Raw genomic sequence first — 20206 nt, 5'->3', positions numbered from 1 at the left:
GGTCGCCATCTCCTTATTTTTTATAATTCCATTCGTTACTTTCATACTTCTCTTTTGCTAATGTTTGAACTTCATGAAGCTGTTCTTCTGTTAGTTCATACGGCACAAGCTCTATATCTAATCCTTTTTCAAATCCAGTTTCAAATGCTTTAATTAACTGTTCAATCGTAAATGTACGATCTGTTAATTCATTAATCGCTACCGCTTTAGAAGAAAACATATTTTTCATACGCTCTTTTACACGTTCATTCGGGAATAAAAATAGATCGTATAACTCATCTAAATCTATTTCTAACGGAATAGAACCGTGCTGTAAAATAACACCTTTTTGACGTGTTTGAGCACTGCCTGCGATTTTTCTTCCTTCCACTACAATCTCATACCAAGATGGTGCATCAAAACATACACCTGAACGTGGGTTTTTCAAATTTTCACGATCCGCTTCTGTTTTGGGAACCGCATAATATGCTTCTAATCCTAATGCCTTAAAACCGTCTAATAACCCTTGCGAAATTACGCGATACGCTTCTGTAACTGTTTTTGGCATATTTGGATGATCTTCAGACACAATAACACTGTACGTTAATTCTTTATCATGTAATACACCCCTGCCGCCTGTTTGACGACGAACGAAACCATATTCCTTTTCGTTAACTACATCCATATTAATGTCTTTTTCGACACGCTGAAAATACCCGACTGTTAGTGTCGGCACTTCCCATTCATAAAAACGAATTGTTGGCGGCATTTTCTTTTCACTTTGCCAATTTAATAAGCATTCATCTAACGCCATATTAAATGCTGGTGAACATTGACCAGAGTTAATATAACACCATTTTTCTTTTCCCATCCTGCACCTCATATAACCAATTATTTTTCACATTCTCTAGTCTACCAAATTCGACAAAATTTGTGAAAGAATACGAAATTTCTTCATATATGCGAATGAATCTGTTGCATAAATACATATGGGCATTATAATATTGAAAGTAGGATTAGAAAAAAGGGAGCGATAGAACCGTGTCAACAAGTTGGATTATTTTATTAGCCGTAATCGTAGCGTTCATCGGTTACACTGTATGGATGTATTTCTATCAGAAAAAATTAATTAAAACTCTTACAGAAGAAGAATTTCGCGCTGGCTACCGTAAAGCACAGCTTATCGATATTCGCGAAGCAGACGAATATAGCGCAGGGCACATTTTAGGTGCACGTAACATTCCGTTATCACAAATTCGCCTTCGCCACAAAGAACTTCGCCAAGATCAACCTGTTTATTTATACTGCCAAAGCGGATTCCGTACAGGCCGTGCAGCTCAATACTTAAAAAAGCAAGGATACAAAGATTTCTACCAATTAAAAGGTGGATTTAAATCTTGGTCAGGCAAAATTAAAAAGAAATAACATACAAAAACTAGCTGTATAATTCAGCTAGTTTTTTCATTCCATATTGTTCGCAATGTACAGTAGATTTTGTTTAATCACATCTCCATCTTTCTCGTCTACATTACGATATAATAGCTGATATTCAATCCCCTTCTCTTTCCATATAAGCGTAGCAAATTCGTCCCCTCGCTCGTAATCATCCTTATTTTTAAAATAAGCAGGTGCTCCATTATTCAATTTCATTTGTTCTTGAAATCGATTCTCTTCTACGAGGTATGGAAAACTGTAAGAAAAGTTGGCCACTGTTAATTCTATATAATCGTGCCTTCCTTTCTCTTGTTGCTTATATTTAATCGTTAAGACAGTATTCTTCTTTCCCATCGTTCTTACCTCTCCCTTCACATCACTCGTAATGTCATAAGGTAAAAACGTTGGAACTTTAAACTTCTCTGGAAAATATTTTGGAAGTTCCTTTAGGGGAATCGGATCAGTAACACGGTCCTTAGCCCCTCCTGTTGTTCCTACAAATGTTTTTTCTTCTTGCATCGTTTGTTGAAATGAACATGAGCTAAGTATTACACTAGAAAACACGAAACAAATGATTCCTTTTTTCAATTTGTTTCCGCCCTTTCATACCGCTCTCTTAACGAGCGAAGCGTTTATACTCTCTTCTATTCGCTTCGTTATGAAACGCCTCCTCCGAAAACTTTCCACGTTATTCTCACACATTTTGACAAAACTTCTTTGCAGACATACAAAAAAGACCTCGCTATTCTTACGCCCAAATAAAAAGGTTACGCGAATAACAGAAGTCATGCTTATAACATAGATTGTGAAAAGCTTTTCAGGTCAAGATTTTTTCATTCTTATTATTTTCCCTTTATAATTAAGTAAAGAGGTGATACATATGGCCAATATAAAACAGATTGCAAAAACTGCTGGTGTATCCATAGCAACTGTTTCCCGCGTCCTTAATAATCACCCTTACGTAAAAGAAGAAAAACGTAAGCGTGTTCTAGATGCAGTTGAAGAATTGAACTATGCAAAAAATATTAATGCTATTCACTTAATAAAGGGAAAAACATATACAATCGGGGTTATGCTCCCTTTCATTAATGTTCCATACTTCAGTACCATTATTGAAGGGATCGGAAACGAAGCATTAGCATCTGGATATCATATTAATTTATGCCAAACGAATTACGATAGCATTGAAGAAATTCGTGTTCTTGAAATGATGAAAATGAAACAATTCGACGGTATGATTATTTGCTCTCGAACTAGTTCATGGGAACAAATTGAACCGTTCGCAAAATTTGCCCCCATTATTTCATGTGAAAAAACGAAACATCCGCTCATTTCATCTGTCTTTGTAGATCATTATGAAGGATTCCGCCTTGGTACTTCCTATTTACTTCGTAAGGGCCATGAAAAAATCGGCATTTGTTTAGCAAGAGAAACAAGCGTTAATTCAATCGAGCGTAAAAAAGCTTTCGCCGATACTCTTCGTCACGAAGGAAAAACAGTACACCCTGATTGGATTTTTCATCAATGTTATACGATGCAGGACGGGGCAAAAATACTTCATCGTATTTTAAACATGAAAAATCGTCCAACCGCTATTTTTACAGCGAACGATCAAGTTGCAGCTGGTTTATTAACAGAGGCGCGAAAACATGGCATTCGCATACCTGAAGACCTCGCTATCCTCGGATTTGATAACCATGAAATTTCAAAAGCATTAGAAATTACAACTATTGAACATCCTGGGCTCACAATGGGCTCACATGCTTTTTCTTTATTCCATAAACAAATTCAAAGTGAGCAAATTATCGGCAGCGCAGAAGAACTTTCATTCCATTTAATTGAGCGAGAAACAGTCTAAAAAGGAGCGTTAACTATAGCGCTCTTTTTTTCAACTCTTCACCTATTGACTTTATATTTTCCATCTCATATAATTAACCTAACGAACGGTAGGTAGGGGATGAAAATGACAGCAAACCGCATTAAAGCTGTAGCACTTTCTCATTTCGCACGCTACGGCTATGAAGGAACTTCATTAGCAAATATTGCTCAAGAAGTCGGGATTAAAAAACCATCGATTTACGCACACTTTAAAGGAAAAGAAGAGTTGTACTTTACATGTTTAGAGGCTGCTCTTCAAAAAGATGTACAGAGCTTCACAGATGATATTGAAAAATTTTCAACGTCATCTACAGAAGAACTCCTCGTAAGTCTGTTAAAAGGCTATGCAAAACGATTTGGTGAAAGTGAAGAATCAATGTTTTGGTTACGAACTTCTTATTTTCCGCCTGATGCATTTCGCGAACAAATTATTGATAAAGCAAATGTACACATTGAGAACGTTGGAAAACTTTTATTCCCTGTATTTAAAAGGGCAAGCGAGCAAGATGAGCTGCATAACATTGAAGTAAAAGATGCCTTAGAGGCTTTTCTATGCTTACTTGACGGTCTTATGGTTGAACTACTATACGCAGGTTTAAATCGTTTTGAGACACGTTTAGCCGCTTCTTGGAAAGTATTTTGGCGCGGACTTTCAAACTGACGGATTGCTCCTTTGCAATGCGTCGTTTTTAAGCCCTTTACCTAACGACTGGTAGGAAGGAGAAATAACATATGGCATGGATTTATGTAATCATAGCTGGTATTATTGAAATCTTTTGGGTGATTGGACTTAAAAAAGCGGAGGCACCACTTGAATGGGCTGGTGTTGCTCTATTAATTACAATTAGTTTCGTCTTATTATTTAGAGCTTATAAAGATTTACCTGTCGGCACTGTATACGCAGTCTTTACAGGAATTGGAGCTGGTGGAATCGTTCTTACAGAGATTTTCATCTTTGGAGAACCTTTCTCTATTGTAAAAGTATTATTAATCGGTTTAATCTTCTTCGGAGTAATTGGTTTAAAACGAGTAACAGAAGAAAAAGAAGCGAAGGAGGCCGCATAAAATGGCTTGGGTATTTTTAATTCTAGCTGGTATTTGTGAAATTATTGGTGTACTCTTTATGAAAGTAGCCACTGAAAAGAAAGGCTGGGCACCAAAAGTTATTTTAATCGCTAACTTCGGCGTAAGCTTCTTCTTCTTATCTCTTGCGATGGACACATTACCGATGGGAACTGCTTACGCAATTTGGACTGGAATCGGAACTGCCGGAAGTGCACTTCTAGGTATTCTTATTTTCCGCGAATCAGCGGATTGGCGTCGTCTTGCCTTCTTAAGCTGCATTCTATGCGGTGCTGTTGGCTTAAAACTATTAAGCTAACGTGAGGTGACTGTCATGTGGAAAGAAAAAGGAAAACAAATATTAGCATGGATTACACTCGGGATCGTCATTCTATTACAAATAAGTTTTCATATAATAGAATGGTTGTTTCATAGAGTAATATCCATTCTTACATTTCTTCCTAACATGGCACTTGAAATTGCATCTATCGTTTGGTCAATTATTGCCTCCATTGCAATCGTGATTATATGGAGTATTGCCAAACTATGGAATAAGTTATTTAAAAAGGACAGTACTTCTGAAAAAGAGTAACTGTCCTTTTTTATGTCTATTCAGATTTTCTATAGAAATTTGATGTGATAAGACAAAGCAAACCAGCTATGACAACACTCATACCAATCCCTTTTTGCAAATTAGGAAATGGTGATGGGATATCTGAGTAAAAACTCACTAATATGAGACCGATTGAAAATAAAAGTACTCCTATTCTATATAACCATTTTCTTTTGTTCATCATTCTCCCTCCTAAAATTTTTCATACCCTCCTTTCTTTTGGACATACTACCTAAAAAAGGAGTGAATAATATGCAAAATTCTATACATAAGCAGATCCTATTTTTATTTTTCCTCTTTCTCACTCTCATCATCGTTTTCAGCTTTATCTTACATACTCCGAAAGATGTGCCTAATAGTGTTTCTTTTTATAAACTTTTGCTCTCATATTGCCGTTATTGAAGAAGGTGCCTTTTATGAGGCACCTTTTAAAATTCTCTCTTCTCATATAATTTTACTGAAACGAAGACAGATGCTATGAACATGCATATTGAACTAATAAACAATAAACTATTGTATAGATGAATTTGTTCCAGGTTGATTTGAAAGATCATCTCGAAAATAACAATCGGTGCTATGAGTATTAATATCGTAATAAAAACCATTTTTTTATATGCTAGCCAAAACGATAACGGCAATGCAAAGCTTAAATATACTAAAATAAAACTAATACTAGTAACCACTGTCGTTTCAATAAATTCAACTACATTAACTCCATTCTTCATTCCCATCGCGAAACAACCGACCGTTACACTTATAAAAAGAATAATAATTGCTACTATATACTTTGCAAATACAATTTGTTTTTTCGATATTGGCAAACTATTTAATATGACTTCACTCTCATTTTTACCATCAGCTTCAAACGTTTTTATCGTCGCCATAACTGTAAAAATGACCGACATAATTACGAATACATTTCCCGTATCTTTTAAGGCCATATAAAAGAGAATTGGATATAGTATGTACCACATTAAGAATTTCCATTGGACGATGAAATCTTTTAAAATTAGTTGTTTCAACACTATTCTCCTCTCTCTTACAAATCACGCTCATTATACAAGTTAATTGAGAGTAACATTGATATAATATATAAAAGAAAAAGTCCTACTATAAAGCAAACATTTACGACTAGACTCGTGCTCCAAACATTCTCTACATCTAACCACACGTTACTTACAATCACTCCACTTAAATACCCCAATGCAAGTCCAGCGAACGGAGCAATTTGTTTTGCACTGCTATATCCTACTGAAAATTCGATTGGGAGTACGATCATGCTATAAACCAATCCTCCCGTTATTCCGCCAAGAATCGCTCCCCATAGCATAAATCCAGTTGTATTTTCATTTTGCAACTGGATTAAACTAACAATAAACGGGAAAACTCCACCTAAAGTAACTAAAATACTTGCAAATATGTATTTTGCTATGACAATTTCTTTACGCTGAAACGGTAAACTATTTATTAGCATTTCACTTTTATTCCTATCCTCATAACTCATTGACAGCATCATTCCAAGAACAGGTATAAACATGCTAAATGTCATCAGAAAACTATCACTACGAAAATCAACAATAGCAAGGAAAAACAAACATATAAGATAAACAAACCCTAACTTTCTTTGCAACATCATATCTTTTAAGACTAATTGCTTGATCATTTATTGCACCTCCTTGAGCTCATCTCATCCCATAACATCACTTATTAGTTTTTATATTAGACAAGTTATAAGTATTAAAGCTCCTTCTTTTTAAAACTTACAATCGATAAAAACATTGAGGCGAAATAACTTAAACACGCTCCTAGACTTAAAATACTAATAACTAATAGCACATCTGAAGATTTGAAAAACATTAGCATAAGCCTTTCCTCAGCAAATATATTGCACATAAATCCTAACAAACCTATTATAGGAAAAAGCATAATCGCTCCCAGAATAGTAACCGTTTGTTTATCCACACTATATTTTATGGGAAGAATCATAACGGCATAAAGAATAGAAAAGAAAATAGCTATAAATAGTGCATACCACGGAATGTTTGTATTTTCTCTTAATACAGATACAGGTAGCACAAAGAAAACAAATGTAACGATTAGACTAACTCCAATAAAAAATACTGTCGATATGTATTTCGCAATGACAATATCTTTCCTAGTAAAAGGTAGACTTACTAATATTTTTTCCGTACTATTTTTCTCTTCATTTGATAAAGAGATTGAAATCATCAAAAGACAGATAGCAAAACAAACAAACGCCAACTGAAATGGTTCTATAGACTGTTGTAACACCCCATAAATAGGTAGGATTAAATAGATGGGAAATACTTTTCTTTGCAAGAAAAACTCCTTCAAAATCAACTGTTGCATATAAATTCTCCTCTCTATAAATCACGCGTTTCATAAATTTTAATTGTGAGAAACATAGAGGCGATATATACACTAGCTAGTATAATTACTCCAACTAAAAACCACACAAAATGCGAAGGAGTTATAACCCATTCAACAAACGATAATGCCGCCGTTTCTCCATCACCTATAAATATCCCCGCAAAAACACCTACCATAGCCGCTCCACCTGTAAATAGCCCAAGTGCCATTTTAGATCGTGTTCCGTAATAACTAGGAAACAGCACTGCTATATAAACTAAAGAGCATATCGCCGCTCTGACTACTGCATACCAAGGTATTTCAATATATAAATTTGGATGATATGCACGAATATCACTAATGACAACAACACCTCTTATTAAAAAAATAACGAACATCGTTACAAACATACTTCCAGCGATAAATATCGCACAGGAAATATATCTAGCGATAACGATATTCTTTCGACTTAATGGTAAACTATTCATAATGACATCACTTTTATTTTTTTCATCCATCCCTATTAATATCATTGATGTGGAAATTGTGATAAGTAAGCAACTTGTAGAAAATACCGTTTCACCAACTGGCTCTATAAAAGAAAACATTAGTGGCACAATTAGATAAACTAACCACATCACTCGAAAAAAGAACAAATCTTTATATATGAGCTGACGCATAGGCACCTCTCCCTTTCGCGGTGTAAACGATAATATCGTCTAATGTTGGTTTTTCTAGTACAACCTCATTTCCAAACCAATCGATAATTGCTTGTTTATCCTTTGCTAAACCTTCGAAACCAAATTTATTTTTTCGTAATCCAACAAATAATTCTTTTCCTTCTCTATCTAATAAATCATTACTTCCTTTTACAATTACGTAGTTCTCCATTAATTCATCTTTCTCACCAGTAAATATAATTTCTCCATCATTGATGAACGTAATATAATCCGCGATGCGCTCTAAATCTGTTGTAATGTGCGTTGAGAATAATACAGATACTTCATCTTCCATTACAATTTCTTGCAACATATCAAGTAGTTCACTTCGAACGACCGGATCTAATCCTGCTGTCGGTTCATCCATAATGATAAACTCCGCGTGGTGTGAAAGTGCGATGGCGATCGCAAATTTCATTTTCATCCCTTTTGATAACTCTTTAATTTTTTTAGACTTTGGAACTTGTAATCTTTGCATATACGATTGATATTGATTTTCGTCCCATTTTTTATATAACGGTGCAATAATACGCTTCATTTGCTCACACGTTAAATCTTCGTAATAATGATTTTCATCATATACAAAACCGATATTTTGTTTTATTTCCTTTTCGGCTTTCTTATTGTCTTTGCCAAAAATTTTTATATCGCCACTATCTTTTCTAATTAGATTCATAATCATTTTGATCGTCGTACTTTTCCCAGCTCCATTCGGTCCGACAAATCCCATAATATATCCTCGTGGTAATGTGAAACTTATATTCTTCACTGCAAAATCTTGATACCTTTTACAAACATCTTTCAGCTCTAACATCTCTTATTCCCCCTTGTATAAACACGCAATCATCTGTTGTAAATCTTCAAGTGAAAGCTGCAACACTTTACTTTCATTCACAATCTCTTCCGCTTTACTTTCCAATAGACGTAGCCGCTGTTCTTTTAATAGTTCATTATTTTTACGTGAAACATAAGTCCCCTTCCCAGCAACAGTTTCTATATATCCTTCTTTTTCAAGCTCCTCGTACGCACGCTTCGTTGTAATTACACTAATTTGTAATTCCTTCGCTAAGCTACGAATAGACGGTAATTGATCTCCACCCTTTAAACCACCATTTAAAATAAGCTGGCTTAATTGTTTCCTTATTTGCACATAAATAGGGTCTTGGGAAGAATTCGAAATAATAATATTCATGTTTTCCTCCAGTGTGTATATACTGTATATACCTTATATACACAGTATATACAGAACATCCTATTTTTGGCAAGAAAAAAGACCAACATTTTCCTGTTGGTCTTTCGTATATGTATCACTTTTCAAAGCGATCTAACATTTCGTCTCTCATTCCGAAACTAACAACCGCAATTCCTACATACATAAATAAAAGGAATGCCGGATGAACTGTATTGTACCAGCTGCTATCAACAATTAAATAAATTGTTAACGCCACAACAAGAACAAACGCTAAAATAAACATATAAAAGTGTCTTGTACTACCCATGATAAACTCCTCTCTGCTCTCTTCACCATTCAACAGTATATTTTATCGAATAATTCGATATGACTCAAGGTTAACTTTCTGTTATGTAATCAAGTTCTACCTTTACAATGTCCTCACACGCTATTGAAATGATCGTTCCCTGTTTATCAATCGCTGTCACCTCTCTATTGTCCATTACACGATGAGCTACTCTTTCTAGCACTTTCCCTTGGTCTCGATAACAAAATTCTTTTATATCCTTAATCGTTTCTCCATTTTCTAAATGGTATACCATTCTATAACATCGATATCCCACACTTCCACCCCCATATTGCTCGTTTTTTCACATATACATAAAAATGAGTAATTTTTGCCTCATCACATCTTCTTAATTTCAATAAAATTCTAACAAAAATAAATACTTTTATCAAACCTACTTTTTCAACAAAATCACCTATAAAACTGCTTCTTTACAGCAATATGAAACAAAAAATAATAATTTTTAACACTTTTTTCATCCTACCTGCATAAAAAAAAGAACCCGCATATAGCGAGTTCTTTTTTATTCTAATCAAACTTGTACAGGAGCTAGCTTTTCATAACGTAAAATAGGTTTACGTGCAGCCATCGTTTCGTCTAAACGTTTAATGACTGTAGTATGCGGTGCTTCTTGTACAACTTCTGGATTTTCTTCTACTTCTTTAGCGATTTGAATCATCTTATCAATGAAACCATCTAACGTTTCTTTTGATTCTGTTTCTGTTGGCTCAATCATAATACATTCTTCCACATTTAATGGGAAGTAAATTGTTGGTGGATGGTAACCGAAATCAAGCAGACGTTTTGCAATATCTAACGTACGTACACCAAGTTTCTTTTGACGACGACCTGATAATACAAATTCATGCTTACAATGTCTATCGAACGGAAGATCATAGAATGGTGCTAATCTTCTCATCATGTAGTTCGCATTTAATACAGCATACTCAGTTACTGCACGCAAGCCATCTGGACCCATAGAACGAATATATGTGTATGCACGAACGTTAATTCCGAAGTTACCATAGAATGGTTTCACACGCCCAATTGCTTCTGGACGATCATAGTTGAAGTGATAGCCATTTTCCGTTTTCTCCAAAATCGGTTTTGGTAAGTACGGAATTAAATCAGCTTTCACACCTACTGGACCAGAACCTGGACCACCGCCGCCGTGAGGACCTGTAAATGTTTTATGAAGGTTTAAATGCACAACGTCAAATCCCATATCTCCTGGGCGTGCTTGGCTTAATACCGCATTTAAATTTGCACCATCATAGTATAATTTACCGCCTGCGTTATGGACGATTTCTGCCATTTCTAAAATGTTTTCTTCGAATAGGCCTAATGTATTTGGATTTGTTAACATAAGTGCCGCTGTTTCTTCATTTACAACACGTTTTAAGTCTTCTAAGTCAACAAGACCATGTTCATTTGATTTTACTGTAATTGTTTCAAAACCAGCTACAGTTGCAGATGCTGGGTTCGTTCCGTGAGCAGAGTCAGGAACAATTACTTTCGTACGGTTAAAGTCACCATTTGCTTCATGGTATGCACGAATTAACATTAAACCTGTCCATTCTCCGTGTGCACCAGCTGCTGGTTGTAATGTAACAGTATCCATACCTGTAATTTCGATTAAATGCTCTTGTAAGTCGTACATTAATTCCATTGCACCTTGCACTGTCTTTTCATCTTGAAGTGGATGAATATTTGCAAATCCTGCGAAACGAGCTACGTTTTCATTAATTTTCGGATTATACTTCATCGTACAAGATCCAAGTGGATAGAATCCAGAATCAACGCCGTGGTTACGGTTTGAAAGTGCTGTATAGTGGCGCATAATGTCAAGTTCAGATACTTCTGGTAGCTCTGCATCTTCTACTCGGATATAATCGCTCTCAAATACATCTTCTAGTTTCACTTCTTCTACATCTAATTTGGGTAAGCTATATCCTACGCGTCCTTCTTTAGTCACTTCAAAAATAAGTGCTTGGTCTTGGTTCTTCATTGGATAGCCCCCATTTCGTTTACAAGTGTGTCAATTTCCTCTTTTGTACGAAGCTCAGTTACTGCTAAAAGCATATGATTTTCATGCTCTTTATAATCACGGCCTAGGTCGTAACCACCGATAATATTCTTTTGTAATAATGCATCGTTTACTTCTTTCACTGGACGCTTGCAATCTACAACAAACTCATTGAAGAATGGTCCAGCAAATGTTACAGTGAAGCCTTTCGCTTCAAATTGACGTTTTGCATATTGTGCTTTAGAAATGTTTTGACGTGCCATTTCTTTCACACCTTGTTTACCAAGTGCCGTCATCGCAACTGATGCTGCTAATGCATTTAACGCTTGGTTTGAACAAATGTTAGACGTCGCTTTGTCACGGCGAATATGCTGTTCACGCGCTTGTAACGTTAATACAAACCCACGTTTACCATCTGAATCTACAGTTTGTCCAACAAGACGTCCTGGAATTTTACGCATAAATGCTTTCGTTGTTGCAAAGTAACCACAGTGTGGTCCACCAAACTGCGTTGGAATACCAAATGGTTGTGCATCACCGATTACAACATCAGCACCAAATTTTCCTGGTGGTGTTAATGCGCCTAATGATAATGGATTTGAAGAAACGATAAATAATGATTTTTGTTGATGAACGATTTTTTCAATATCAGCTAATTTCTCAACTTGTCCGAAGAAGTTTGGATATTGAACGATTACACAAGCAACTGTATCATCTACTTCACTTTGTAATACGTCTAAATCTGTTACACCATCTTTATGATTAATTTCAACAACTTCAAGATGTTGACCTTTTGCATACGTTTCAAGTACTGCTCTTGATTCTGGATGAACTGCACTAGATACAAGAATTTTCTTTTTACGAGTATGGCCAGCTGCTAGCATTGCCGCTTCAGCTAAAGCTGTACCTCCATCGTACATAGAAGAGTTTGCTACATCCATTCCTGTTAATTCACAAATCATTGTTTGAAATTCAAAAATAGCTTGTAATTCCCCTTGTGAAATTTCAGGTTGGTATGGTGTGTAAGCTGTGTAAAACTCTGAACGAGAAATAACATGATCAACAATTACTGGAGCGTAATGATCGTATACGCCTGCTCCTAAGAAAGAAGCGTATTCTTTTAAATTAGCATTTTTACTAGCCATTTGAGATAGCTCTTTTAAAAGCTCTGGCTCTGATTTTGCTTCTTTAATTTTTAAATCCCCTTTAAAACGAACACTCTCTGGAATATCAGAGAATAATTCGTCGATCGTTTGAACGCCGATCGTTTGTAACATTTCTTTTTTGTCTTCTTCTGTCATTGGAAGATAACGATGCAACATGAAATCTACCCCTCTCCCCGTTACTTAGAACGTTTATAAAATGGTGTTGGAACAACTACTGCTTTGACGCGTTTATTACGAATTTCAATTTCTACTTCTGTATCAACTGCTGCGTATTTTACATCAATTAGTGCTAAACCAATGCTTTTCTTTAACGTTGGAGATTGTGTACCACTCGTTACTTCCCCGATTTTTTCTTCTCCTACAAATACAGGGTAATGCGTACGAGGAATACCGCGTTCGATTACTTCGATGCCGACTAATTTACGAGATGCACCGTTTTCTTTTTGCTCTTTTAACGTTTCTTTTCCAAAGAAGTCTGCTTCTTTGTTTGGTTTTACCGCAAAGCCAATTCCTGCTTCAATCGGTGTAATATCTTTTGATAATTCTTGTCCGTATAACGGAAGTGTTGCTTCAAAGCGAAGTGTATCACGAGCACCTAAACCACATGCTTTTAAGCCCTCTTCTGCTCCAACTTCAAGAAGTTTCTCCCAAAGTTTTGCAGCATCTTCACTCTTACAGTAAATTTCAAATCCGTCTTCACCTGTGTAACCTGTACGAGATACAAGTGCAGGAATTCCATCTACAAGAATATCGTTTTTAAATTTAAAGAACTTAATTTCTTTCAAATCTTCTGACACAACTTTTTGTAAAATGCCTTCTGCTTTTGGTCCTTGAATTGCAAGCTGCGCAACTTCACTAGAAACATTGACTACTTTCGCATCGCCAATTACATGACTTGCTAACCATTCGTAATCTTTCTCGATATTGGATGCATTGATTACTAATAAATAGTCTTCTTCACCACGTTTGTAGATTAATAAATCATCTACTGTACCACCATTTTCGTAGCACATAGCTGTATATTGTGCGCCTCCTACCTTTAAGGTAGATACGTCATTTGTAACAACACGTTGTAAAAATGCTAAACTATCTACACCTTTTACCTCAACTTCTCCCATATGAGACACATCGAACAAACCTGCCGCTGTACGTACAGCTTCGTGTTCTTCTTTAATGCTTGAAAATTGAACTGGTAATTCCCAACCACCAAAGTCGATTGTTTTCCCACCATACTTCGCGTATACATCAAATAACGGTGTACGTTGTAATGTAATCATGCTCTTTCCCCCTTATGCTCTGACAAATCAATAAAAGTTGCTTCCCATATCTAAACATTTTCATTCTGAAAAGATAGGATATACGGAATCTCACTATATTTTTTTATGAAAGCGTAAATAAAAAAGTACTTTCTTGGATAAAATACGAAAGATTCCACACATTTCACACCATTATCCTAACATCATTCGCTATATTTCATCAATATTCTAGCATAAAAAATAATTTAGAATTTTTTATTCTTATTCTTATTAAATACAACTTTTGAGATTTATCCCTTTATCCCGCATTAACTGGCAGTAAGACTCCCTCCTCAAAATTCAGCGAATGCGAGGAAGTTAGGTGGGAGATAACTGCCCGTAAATGCCCGATTCGTTCAACTAATAATCAGTGGGGATGAACCCTCCCCACTGATTAAAGTTTCACTTTATCATTGCTTATTCTTTAATTTTTAGTAATTGTGATAATGCCTTATAACAAGGCTTATAATAAAGATTTTTTTAATAATCACTTTAGTTTATAAAAGGTGGGAGCGTCTGAATGAATGTCGATATTTCCGTAGATCGAACGTGGCAAAATAATTTTTTAAAAAGAATTGATGAAGATGGCCCTTGGACAAATTGGGATTTATATCAATTAGCTTATAAAACTGAAAAATCATTACTCGTCCCTACTTTTGATGGATTACAAGCACCAAAACACTTATCACATTTCACGCCACTTCCGCATCAACTAGAAGTCGCTCAAAATGTTATTGAACAAATGAATGGTAAAGCGATTTTGGCAGATGAAGTTGGACTTGGAAAAACAATCGAAGCTGGTCTTATTTTAAAAGAATATATGGTGCGAGGACTTGTAAAAAAGGTACTCATTCTAGTTCCAGCTTCTCTCGTATCTCAGTGGGCATATGAACTAAACACAAAATTTTTTATTCCTGCGGTCGCTCAAAAGAAAAGTTATTCTTGGGAACAAGCTGATGTCATCGTTTCATCAATCGATACTGCGAAACGATCGCCGCATCGCGATATCGTTTTAAACTTAGAATATGACCTTATTATTATTGATGAAGCACATAAACTAAAAAATAATAAAACAAAAAACTATGAATTTGCACAACGATTAAAAAAGAAGTTTTGTTTATTACTAACCGCTACTCCTGTTCAAAATAAAATCGATGAAATCTTCAACCTCGTTTCTTTATTAAAACCAGGTCATTTAGGCAACCAATCTAATTTTGAAGAATATTATGCTTCAAAAAATCGTTCGGCTGAATCTGATGAAGATTTAAAAGCTCTCATCAACAAAGTAATGGTCCGAAATCGACGTCATAATACTGGAATTGATTGGCCCAAAAGGCATGTACGTACAATTTTTGTTGAGTTTAATGAAGAAGAACAAGCGTTATATAACGCGATTGAAAATTGGCGAGGACAAGATGCCTTCACGTCTGCTTTCTCATCTTTAACTTTAAAACGGGAAGCATGTAGTAGTCGCGAAGCTGTTTACTATTCATTAAAAAAACATGTAGAAAAAAGACAGAAAGAAAATGAGCACTACATAAAGGAACCACATATCGATGTGTTAATGGACAAAATTAATCATATTCCTTTCAACTCAAAAGCAAATAAAGCTCTAGAGCTTATAAAAGAAATTGACGATAAAGTCATCATTTTCACTGAATATAGGGCGTCGCAAATGTATTTACAATGGTTCTTACAACAACATGGAATTTCCTCTGTTCCATTTCGTGGTGGATTTAAACGAGGAAAGAAAGATTGGATGAAGGAACTTTTCCAAAATCGTGCTCAAGTGTTAATCGCGACCGAAGCTGGCGGTGAAGGAATTAACTTACAGTTTTGTAGCCATATGATTAATTATGACTTACCGTGGAATCCAATGAGACTCGAACAAAGAATTGGGCGTATTCATCGTCTTGGACAAAAAAATGATGTTCATATTTATAACTTAGCAACCAAGCATACTGTTGAAGAGCATATTTTAAAACTGCTGTATGAAAAAATTAATTTATTTGAACGAGTAATCGGCGAACTCGATGAAATTTTAACGAGAATCAACATGAAAAATATCGATGCGCATATTCAAGAAATTTTCGCACAGTCAAAAAGCGAAGGAGAAATTCGGATCAAAATGGATAATTTAACATCTATTATCGATTTTGCGAAGCGCAATGAAGCAGAGGTGCAGGGCTATGCAGCAAAATGAAATTCATAATTACTTATATAACTTTTTTGAGGCGAATAACTGCGAAATTTTAGAACATTCCCCTCACCTATTAGACGTGCAGTTAACAATTGAAATGGATAAGCTATTAATGAATCGCCCTTTCTATTGGCACTATCTTGAAAAAACAGGAGGCGTTCCGAATCCGATGCGCCTTACTCTTATTACAAATCCAGAAAACGAAGAAAACGATGGTGAACTTATTCATTACGGTTCACCACGTTTGCATCAAATCTTTGAAACGACAAAAGAACTAGGCTCATACATACGATTATACGAGGACGTGAAACATAACGGGGCAACACATACCCCGCTCCACCCTTGGCTTGGTGTAAATATAAAAGTATCTTATCAATGCGACCGAAAAAAAGACATCCTTCATTCCATCGGTATTCACCTTATTTCTGGAACAATGATCGCAAACTTCCATGACACTTTAACAGAGATAAGAGTCACTCCGAAAATACCTGATTTTTGTTTTACGCTTTCCCCTATCATTAAGCCACAAAGTGGTTTACAACGTATAGAGGACGCTTTAAAACATATAATCGCAGAAGATGACCATACGTGGGCAAAAGAAGCAAGAGTGCGTTGGAATCACGATTTAGACCTTTTAAATCGATTTTACGAAGATAGCGATGAGCTTCCAGAAAGCTATGAAATTGAAAAGCAAGCATTACAAGAACAATACGAACCACGCATTACAATGCAAATTATAAACGGCGGCCTCTTTTATATTACCGCAAATCATTTTCTATCTTAAAAAAAGCTCCTTCAACTGTAGAAGGAGCTTTTTTTAAGATGTTTTACCATCCTATTCTCTATCGTCATTACGCTCTCGTTGTTTTTTCTCTGTCATACGTTTTTGATATGCGCGATCCTTCGCACTTACATGATTTGCATCAGTCGGCAGATTTTCTTTTGAACGTCCAATTCCATTGCTCATCTTTTCCACTCCTTTTTAAGTCTTTCAAAATACACCCTTATTTTCAGCTAGAGGTGCAATCCTTATACAAAAAAATAAGAGCAGCCATTGGCTACTCTTACTCACTCACATATTTTTGAAACATATCATGGATGCCTTTATTTACGAGGTTCGAGATCTGCTCGTCAGATTTATTCGGATAACGATCACGCAATCTGATAGATGCCTTCACCATTAAATTTTCTAATACAGAACGGCCACCTTCTCCATAAATAATTTCAGCATACTTAACAAGCCTACCATCCTCTACTGTTGCTGGATTATGATTGAAGAAAAATTTACTCATTGTCTCCACCTCTCTCTTTGGTAACGTTTACATTTATATAGATTATTTATGTTATTTATTTCACAATATTGTATGCATGTATATTTAATTAGTTTCATTATAAAGCAACATATCGATAGTAAATATGTGATTTTCCGTCCATTTTGTGAACAAAATAAAAAAATGAAAGCGTTTCCTTTATTATATACTAAAAAAACTTACTACGCTAGGGACAATTTTTTTAATCTACTAATCATCTACTTTTCTTTTTTTCATTAAACCTTATACAATTTTCAGAAATTATATTATAAAATATATGTATGACTTAAGGAGGATTTATATGAATCAAAATAAAAAAGCTATATTAGATCTTGTCTTTTATCTCGTAATCCCATTCCTCATTTGGAAATTTGCAAAACCTTATATCGATCCTTATTACGCGATGTTACTTTCCTCTGTTCCGGGGATTATTTATACACTGTATACCTTTAAGAAAGAAAAACAGTTTAACGTAACAGGGTTCTTTATTTTAATTACACTCATTTCTAATACAACAGTAGATTTATTATCTGGATCAGCTGAACGAATGTTGTGGAACGATGCGTATTATCACATCGTACTCGGTATTATCGTCATATGTACAATTTTTATAAAAAAACCACTTATGTTATATTTCGCAGCAGACATTGCTGCATTGCAAGGTCATGACCGCGATAAAAGTCGTGAGCTTTACCGAGATAGCCGTATATATCCAGCACTGCAATATTTAACACTATTTTTCGGTCTTCAATTTATATTAAAAAGTTTCTTAAAAATCTATTTCATCTCTGTTTTCGGTGTAGATGGATATGGTGAAATGAGAGCGATTATGACCGCTGTTGGGTGGGGCATTTCTATTTGTATTGGAATTGGATTTGTATGGGTAAACAATAAAATACATGCCGTTACTGAAGAAAAAGAATCTGTGCAATAAAGTTAAACTTTAATCAGTGGGGGTTTTGTCCTTCCCTTACTGCCCGTTAATGCGGGATAAACAAAAAATCCCCTAGCATCTTGTTATACTAGGGGATTTTTATTGGCTATACGCCTCACAAGTGAACGAAGAATGATTAACTTGATTTTTTTCTTTTATTTTTTACATTTCGATAAAACAAAGCAGCACTAAGTGGCATAACACCAAACCACTTATTCATAAATGGCTCTTTTTCAGCACGGCGTTGTTCTTTCTTTTGTTTTCGATCCTCTTTGGGAGCATCCATATACGACACAAATTGCTGTGTCACAAAGCGTACATAATCATTAGTAGACATATTATCATCACCTCTACTTGATTAGTATGTCCACTTTTTTATTCATTAATCTTTTCCTTTAATTCATTCATGATTTGCTTTACCGACTTACTTGTCGTATCGATATGAATGTGTGCCTCTTCATAATAAGCTCGACGCGATTCGAATTTCGTTACAAATGCATCTATATCTTTCTTCTGAAATAGTGGCCGTGTCGTATCTTCACGAAGCCTTTCTGCAATTACATGTGGATCACAATATAAATACACGACAGTTCCATTTTCCTTCATCCACTTTCGATTTTCCGCTCGTTCAATAATCCCTCCACCAGTTGTAATAATTACATTCTGAACCGGTAGTGAACGTAACATTTCACTTTCATATTCCCGAAAAGCCATTTCGCCTTCTTCGGCAAAAATATCACGAATTGCCTTCTCTTGCTTCTCTTCAATTTTTTGGTCTGTATCTACAACATCCATATGAAGTTCTTTACTTAACACTTTTCCAATTGTTGTTTTCCCGGCTCCCATATAGCCAGTTATGTATATAGATTTCATTTTCGTTCCTCTCAATCATCCGTTATTATTTGTTATTATAACGAAAGTTGTTGCTTTATTTAATAAAAAAACGTTTTGTTCTTCTTATGCTATGAAGAACAAAACGTAACATACTCGCTATTTTCTTGCAATCAAACAAGCTGATCACTTTTACTTATAAGTACCTCTTCTCACCCACTGCGTTGCAATCCATTTCTCGCCCTTCGTAACAGGTGCCCCTCCATGTAACGTAAGCTCATTTAGTGATTGATCTTGATAAAAGTACTCAAAGTATACTGCCATTCCCTTTCTAGGGTGTACAGAAAGATTTAATTTCGGAAAGAATGTTTCTCCGCCTTCTTCTACATCATTTAAGTACATCACAAGAGTACTTATACGATTATTAGCCGCTGATCTACTATGTTCCGCAAAATAATCATAGTGCGCTTTATATTCTTGATCTACTTCATAGTTTAAAATGTGCAATCCTTCTCCATGCGCTACAGGAACATTCGTGATAGATGAAATTCGTTTTTCAATCTTCGAAGTTAGTTCATTCTCTTCCAAAAATGCACCACTACTTGTTCGAATATCATTTACATCACGTGATGAACCAACTTTAGAACGTTTCATCTTATTTTTAGACAATTCAATTAATTCGTCACACTCTTCATCACTTAATACATTTGCTAATACGACAATAAGAGGTTCTTCGAATTTTGAAATAATTTGTATTTCCCTATCCTCTGTCATAATCGTATTTCCTTTATGGTCAAAAATAGTTTGTTCCTTATTTTCACCTATTTGATTGTTATTTGTCATTTCCTTATCTCCCTAGAAAAAAATGATTG

At 35.3% G+C, this 20206-nt stretch carries 28 protein-coding genes and 1 pseudogene; 10 read left to right on the top strand and 19 right to left on the bottom strand.

The genetic code is table 11. The annotated features are described in order from the left end of the window. Positions 1 to 13: 13 nt before the first annotated feature. A complete protein-coding gene (locus Q3V31_RS15325) occupies positions 14 to 850 on the bottom strand; it encodes a lipoate--protein ligase family protein (RefSeq protein WP_000514069.1) in 837 nt (278 codons plus the stop codon). Positions 851 to 1020: 170 nt separating this feature from the next. Here Q3V31_RS15325 and Q3V31_RS15320 point away from each other — a divergent pair, with 170 nt between their 5' ends. Then, entirely contained in the window at positions 1021 to 1404 is a 384-nt protein-coding gene (locus Q3V31_RS15320; RefSeq protein WP_000108092.1) for a rhodanese-like domain-containing protein, read from the top strand. A gap of 36 nt (positions 1405 to 1440) precedes the next feature. Here Q3V31_RS15320 and Q3V31_RS15315 read toward each other — a convergent pair whose 3' ends face one another. Further along, positions 1441 to 1977 (bottom strand): hypothetical protein, encoded by a 537-nt coding sequence (locus tag Q3V31_RS15315; protein WP_016130249.1) that lies wholly within the window; start codon positions 1975 to 1977, stop codon positions 1441 to 1443. Between the two features lie 316 nt (positions 1978 to 2293). Here Q3V31_RS15315 and Q3V31_RS15310 point away from each other — a divergent pair, with 316 nt between their 5' ends. From Q3V31_RS15310 to Q3V31_RS15290, 5 genes are all read left to right on the top strand, one after another. Then, on the top strand, positions 2294 to 3271 hold the full coding sequence (locus Q3V31_RS15310) for a LacI family DNA-binding transcriptional regulator (protein WP_001273950.1): 978 nt from the start codon (positions 2294 to 2296) through the stop codon (positions 3269 to 3271). A gap of 99 nt (positions 3272 to 3370) precedes the next feature. Next, positions 3371 to 3952, top strand: coding sequence for a TetR/AcrR family transcriptional regulator (locus Q3V31_RS15305; protein WP_329765596.1), 582 nt, complete (start codon positions 3371 to 3373; stop codon positions 3950 to 3952). 71 nt (positions 3953 to 4023) lie between these two features. Further along, positions 4024 to 4356: a DMT family transporter gene (locus Q3V31_RS15300; protein WP_000312339.1), complete on the top strand. Its 333-nt coding sequence runs from the start codon at positions 4024 to 4026 to the stop codon at positions 4354 to 4356. Position 4357: 1 nt separating this feature from the next. Next, complete coding sequence (locus tag Q3V31_RS15295; protein WP_000312621.1) at positions 4358 to 4672, top strand: DMT family transporter; 315 nt, start codon at positions 4358 to 4360, stop codon at positions 4670 to 4672. Positions 4673 to 4687: 15 nt separating this feature from the next. Beyond that, complete coding sequence (locus Q3V31_RS15290) at positions 4688 to 4945, top strand: DUF3975 family protein (protein WP_000265373.1); 258 nt, start codon at positions 4688 to 4690, stop codon at positions 4943 to 4945. Positions 4946 to 4961: 16 nt separating this feature from the next. Here the strand turns inward: Q3V31_RS15290 and Q3V31_RS15285 are convergent, their stop codons facing one another. The 12 genes from Q3V31_RS15285 to gcvT all read right to left on the bottom strand — a co-directional run bounded on the left by Q3V31_RS15285 (position 4962) and on the right by gcvT (position 14041). Continuing rightward, positions 4962 to 5147: a hypothetical protein gene (locus Q3V31_RS15285; protein ID WP_001042460.1), complete on the bottom strand. Its 186-nt coding sequence runs from the start codon at positions 5145 to 5147 to the stop codon at positions 4962 to 4964. A gap of 247 nt (positions 5148 to 5394) precedes the next feature. Continuing rightward, entirely contained in the window at positions 5395 to 5988 is a 594-nt protein-coding gene (locus tag Q3V31_RS15280; RefSeq protein ID WP_000811456.1) for an ABC-2 transporter permease, read from the bottom strand. A 17-nt stretch (positions 5989 to 6005) separates the two neighbouring features. After that, positions 6006 to 6629 (bottom strand): ABC-2 transporter permease, encoded by a 624-nt coding sequence (locus Q3V31_RS15275; protein ID WP_329765593.1) that lies wholly within the window; start codon positions 6627 to 6629, stop codon positions 6006 to 6008. A 74-nt stretch (positions 6630 to 6703) separates the two neighbouring features. Then, positions 6704 to 7336, bottom strand: a complete 633-nt coding sequence (locus Q3V31_RS15270) for an ABC-2 transporter permease (protein ID WP_329765592.1) — start codon at positions 7334 to 7336, stop codon at positions 6704 to 6706. A gap of 14 nt (positions 7337 to 7350) precedes the next feature. Beyond that, entirely contained in the window at positions 7351 to 8016 is a 666-nt protein-coding gene (locus Q3V31_RS15265; protein WP_329765591.1) for an ABC-2 transporter permease, read from the bottom strand. After that, positions 7997 to 8869, bottom strand: a complete 873-nt coding sequence (locus Q3V31_RS15260; RefSeq protein ID WP_000891233.1) for an ABC transporter ATP-binding protein — start codon at positions 8867 to 8869, stop codon at positions 7997 to 7999. Before Q3V31_RS15260 ends, Q3V31_RS15265 begins: the two co-directional genes overlap by 20 nt. Positions 8870 to 8872: 3 nt before the next feature. Continuing rightward, positions 8873 to 9247: a GntR family transcriptional regulator gene (locus tag Q3V31_RS15255; RefSeq protein ID WP_001021354.1), complete on the bottom strand. Its 375-nt coding sequence runs from the start codon at positions 9245 to 9247 to the stop codon at positions 8873 to 8875. A 115-nt stretch (positions 9248 to 9362) separates the two neighbouring features. Next, positions 9363 to 9554, bottom strand: a complete 192-nt coding sequence (locus Q3V31_RS15250) for a hypothetical protein (RefSeq protein ID WP_000535934.1) — start codon at positions 9552 to 9554, stop codon at positions 9363 to 9365. A 70-nt stretch (positions 9555 to 9624) separates the two neighbouring features. After that, a complete protein-coding gene (locus Q3V31_RS15245) occupies positions 9625 to 9828 on the bottom strand; it encodes a DUF3929 family protein (protein WP_000262494.1) in 204 nt (67 codons plus the stop codon). Between the two features lie 276 nt (positions 9829 to 10104). Next, complete coding sequence (gcvPB, locus tag Q3V31_RS15240; protein ID WP_000795709.1) at positions 10105 to 11580, bottom strand: aminomethyl-transferring glycine dehydrogenase subunit 2; 1476 nt, start codon at positions 11578 to 11580, stop codon at positions 10105 to 10107. Continuing rightward, positions 11577 to 12920 carry an aminomethyl-transferring glycine dehydrogenase subunit 1 gene (gene gcvPA / locus Q3V31_RS15235; protein ID WP_000903235.1) on the bottom strand — a complete coding sequence of 448 codons (1344 nt, stop codon included), beginning with the start codon at positions 12918 to 12920 and terminating at the stop codon, positions 11577 to 11579. The genes gcvPB and gcvPA overlap by 4 nt, the downstream gene beginning before the upstream one ends. A gap of 20 nt (positions 12921 to 12940) precedes the next feature. Further along, on the bottom strand, positions 12941 to 14041 hold the full coding sequence (gene gcvT / locus Q3V31_RS15230) for a glycine cleavage system aminomethyltransferase GcvT (RefSeq protein ID WP_000631761.1): 1101 nt from the start codon (positions 14039 to 14041) through the stop codon (positions 12941 to 12943). Between the two features lie 538 nt (positions 14042 to 14579). Between gcvT and Q3V31_RS15225 the strand changes: the two genes are divergently transcribed. Both Q3V31_RS15225 and Q3V31_RS15220 read left to right on the top strand, forming a co-directional pair. After that, the gene (locus Q3V31_RS15225) at positions 14580 to 16262 is read left to right on the top strand and encodes a DEAD/DEAH box helicase (protein WP_001100030.1); all 1683 of its coding nucleotides are present in this window, start codon (positions 14580 to 14582) and stop codon (positions 16260 to 16262) included. After that, positions 16249 to 17043 (top strand): YqhG family protein, encoded by a 795-nt coding sequence (locus Q3V31_RS15220; protein WP_001186888.1) that lies wholly within the window; start codon positions 16249 to 16251, stop codon positions 17041 to 17043. Before Q3V31_RS15225 ends, Q3V31_RS15220 begins: the two co-directional genes overlap by 14 nt. A gap of 51 nt (positions 17044 to 17094) precedes the next feature. Here the strand turns inward: Q3V31_RS15220 and Q3V31_RS15215 are convergent, their stop codons facing one another. Together Q3V31_RS15215 and Q3V31_RS15210 are read right to left on the bottom strand one after the other, a co-directional pair. Next, positions 17095 to 17226 carry a hypothetical protein gene (locus Q3V31_RS15215; protein WP_000064673.1) on the bottom strand — a complete coding sequence of 44 codons (132 nt, stop codon included), beginning with the start codon at positions 17224 to 17226 and terminating at the stop codon, positions 17095 to 17097. 97 nt (positions 17227 to 17323) lie between these two features. Beyond that, the gene (locus Q3V31_RS15210; protein ID WP_000032702.1) at positions 17324 to 17551 is read right to left on the bottom strand and encodes a hypothetical protein; all 228 of its coding nucleotides are present in this window, start codon (positions 17549 to 17551) and stop codon (positions 17324 to 17326) included. 72 nt (positions 17552 to 17623) lie between these two features. Here Q3V31_RS15210 and Q3V31_RS15205 point away from each other — a divergent pair. Both Q3V31_RS15205 and Q3V31_RS15200 read left to right on the top strand, forming a co-directional pair. Then, positions 17624 to 17742, top strand: a pseudogene (locus Q3V31_RS15205) (GTP pyrophosphokinase). A 128-nt stretch (positions 17743 to 17870) separates the two neighbouring features. Then, positions 17871 to 18503, top strand: a complete 633-nt coding sequence (locus Q3V31_RS15200; RefSeq protein WP_001073110.1) for a VC0807 family protein — start codon at positions 17871 to 17873, stop codon at positions 18501 to 18503. Between the two features lie 136 nt (positions 18504 to 18639). Here the strand turns inward: Q3V31_RS15200 and Q3V31_RS15195 are convergent, their stop codons facing one another. From Q3V31_RS15195 to Q3V31_RS15185, 3 genes are all read right to left on the bottom strand, one after another. Next, positions 18640 to 18840: a YqzE family protein gene (locus tag Q3V31_RS15195; protein ID WP_000106081.1), complete on the bottom strand. Its 201-nt coding sequence runs from the start codon at positions 18838 to 18840 to the stop codon at positions 18640 to 18642. Between the two features lie 38 nt (positions 18841 to 18878). Continuing rightward, positions 18879 to 19376, bottom strand: coding sequence for a shikimate kinase AroK (gene aroK / locus Q3V31_RS15190; RefSeq protein WP_000836667.1), 498 nt, complete (start codon positions 19374 to 19376; stop codon positions 18879 to 18881). A 150-nt stretch (positions 19377 to 19526) separates the two neighbouring features. Further along, positions 19527 to 20177 carry a 2OG-Fe(II) oxygenase gene (locus Q3V31_RS15185; RefSeq protein WP_000183868.1) on the bottom strand — a complete coding sequence of 217 codons (651 nt, stop codon included), beginning with the start codon at positions 20175 to 20177 and terminating at the stop codon, positions 19527 to 19529. Positions 20178 to 20206 lie beyond the last annotated feature (29 nt).

This window comes from Bacillus nitratireducens (assembly GCF_036320425.1).
Lineage (GTDB): Bacteria > Bacillota > Bacilli > Bacillales > Bacillaceae_G > Bacillus_A > Bacillus_A nitratireducens.
This window is presented reverse-complemented; position numbering and strand designations above follow the sequence as displayed.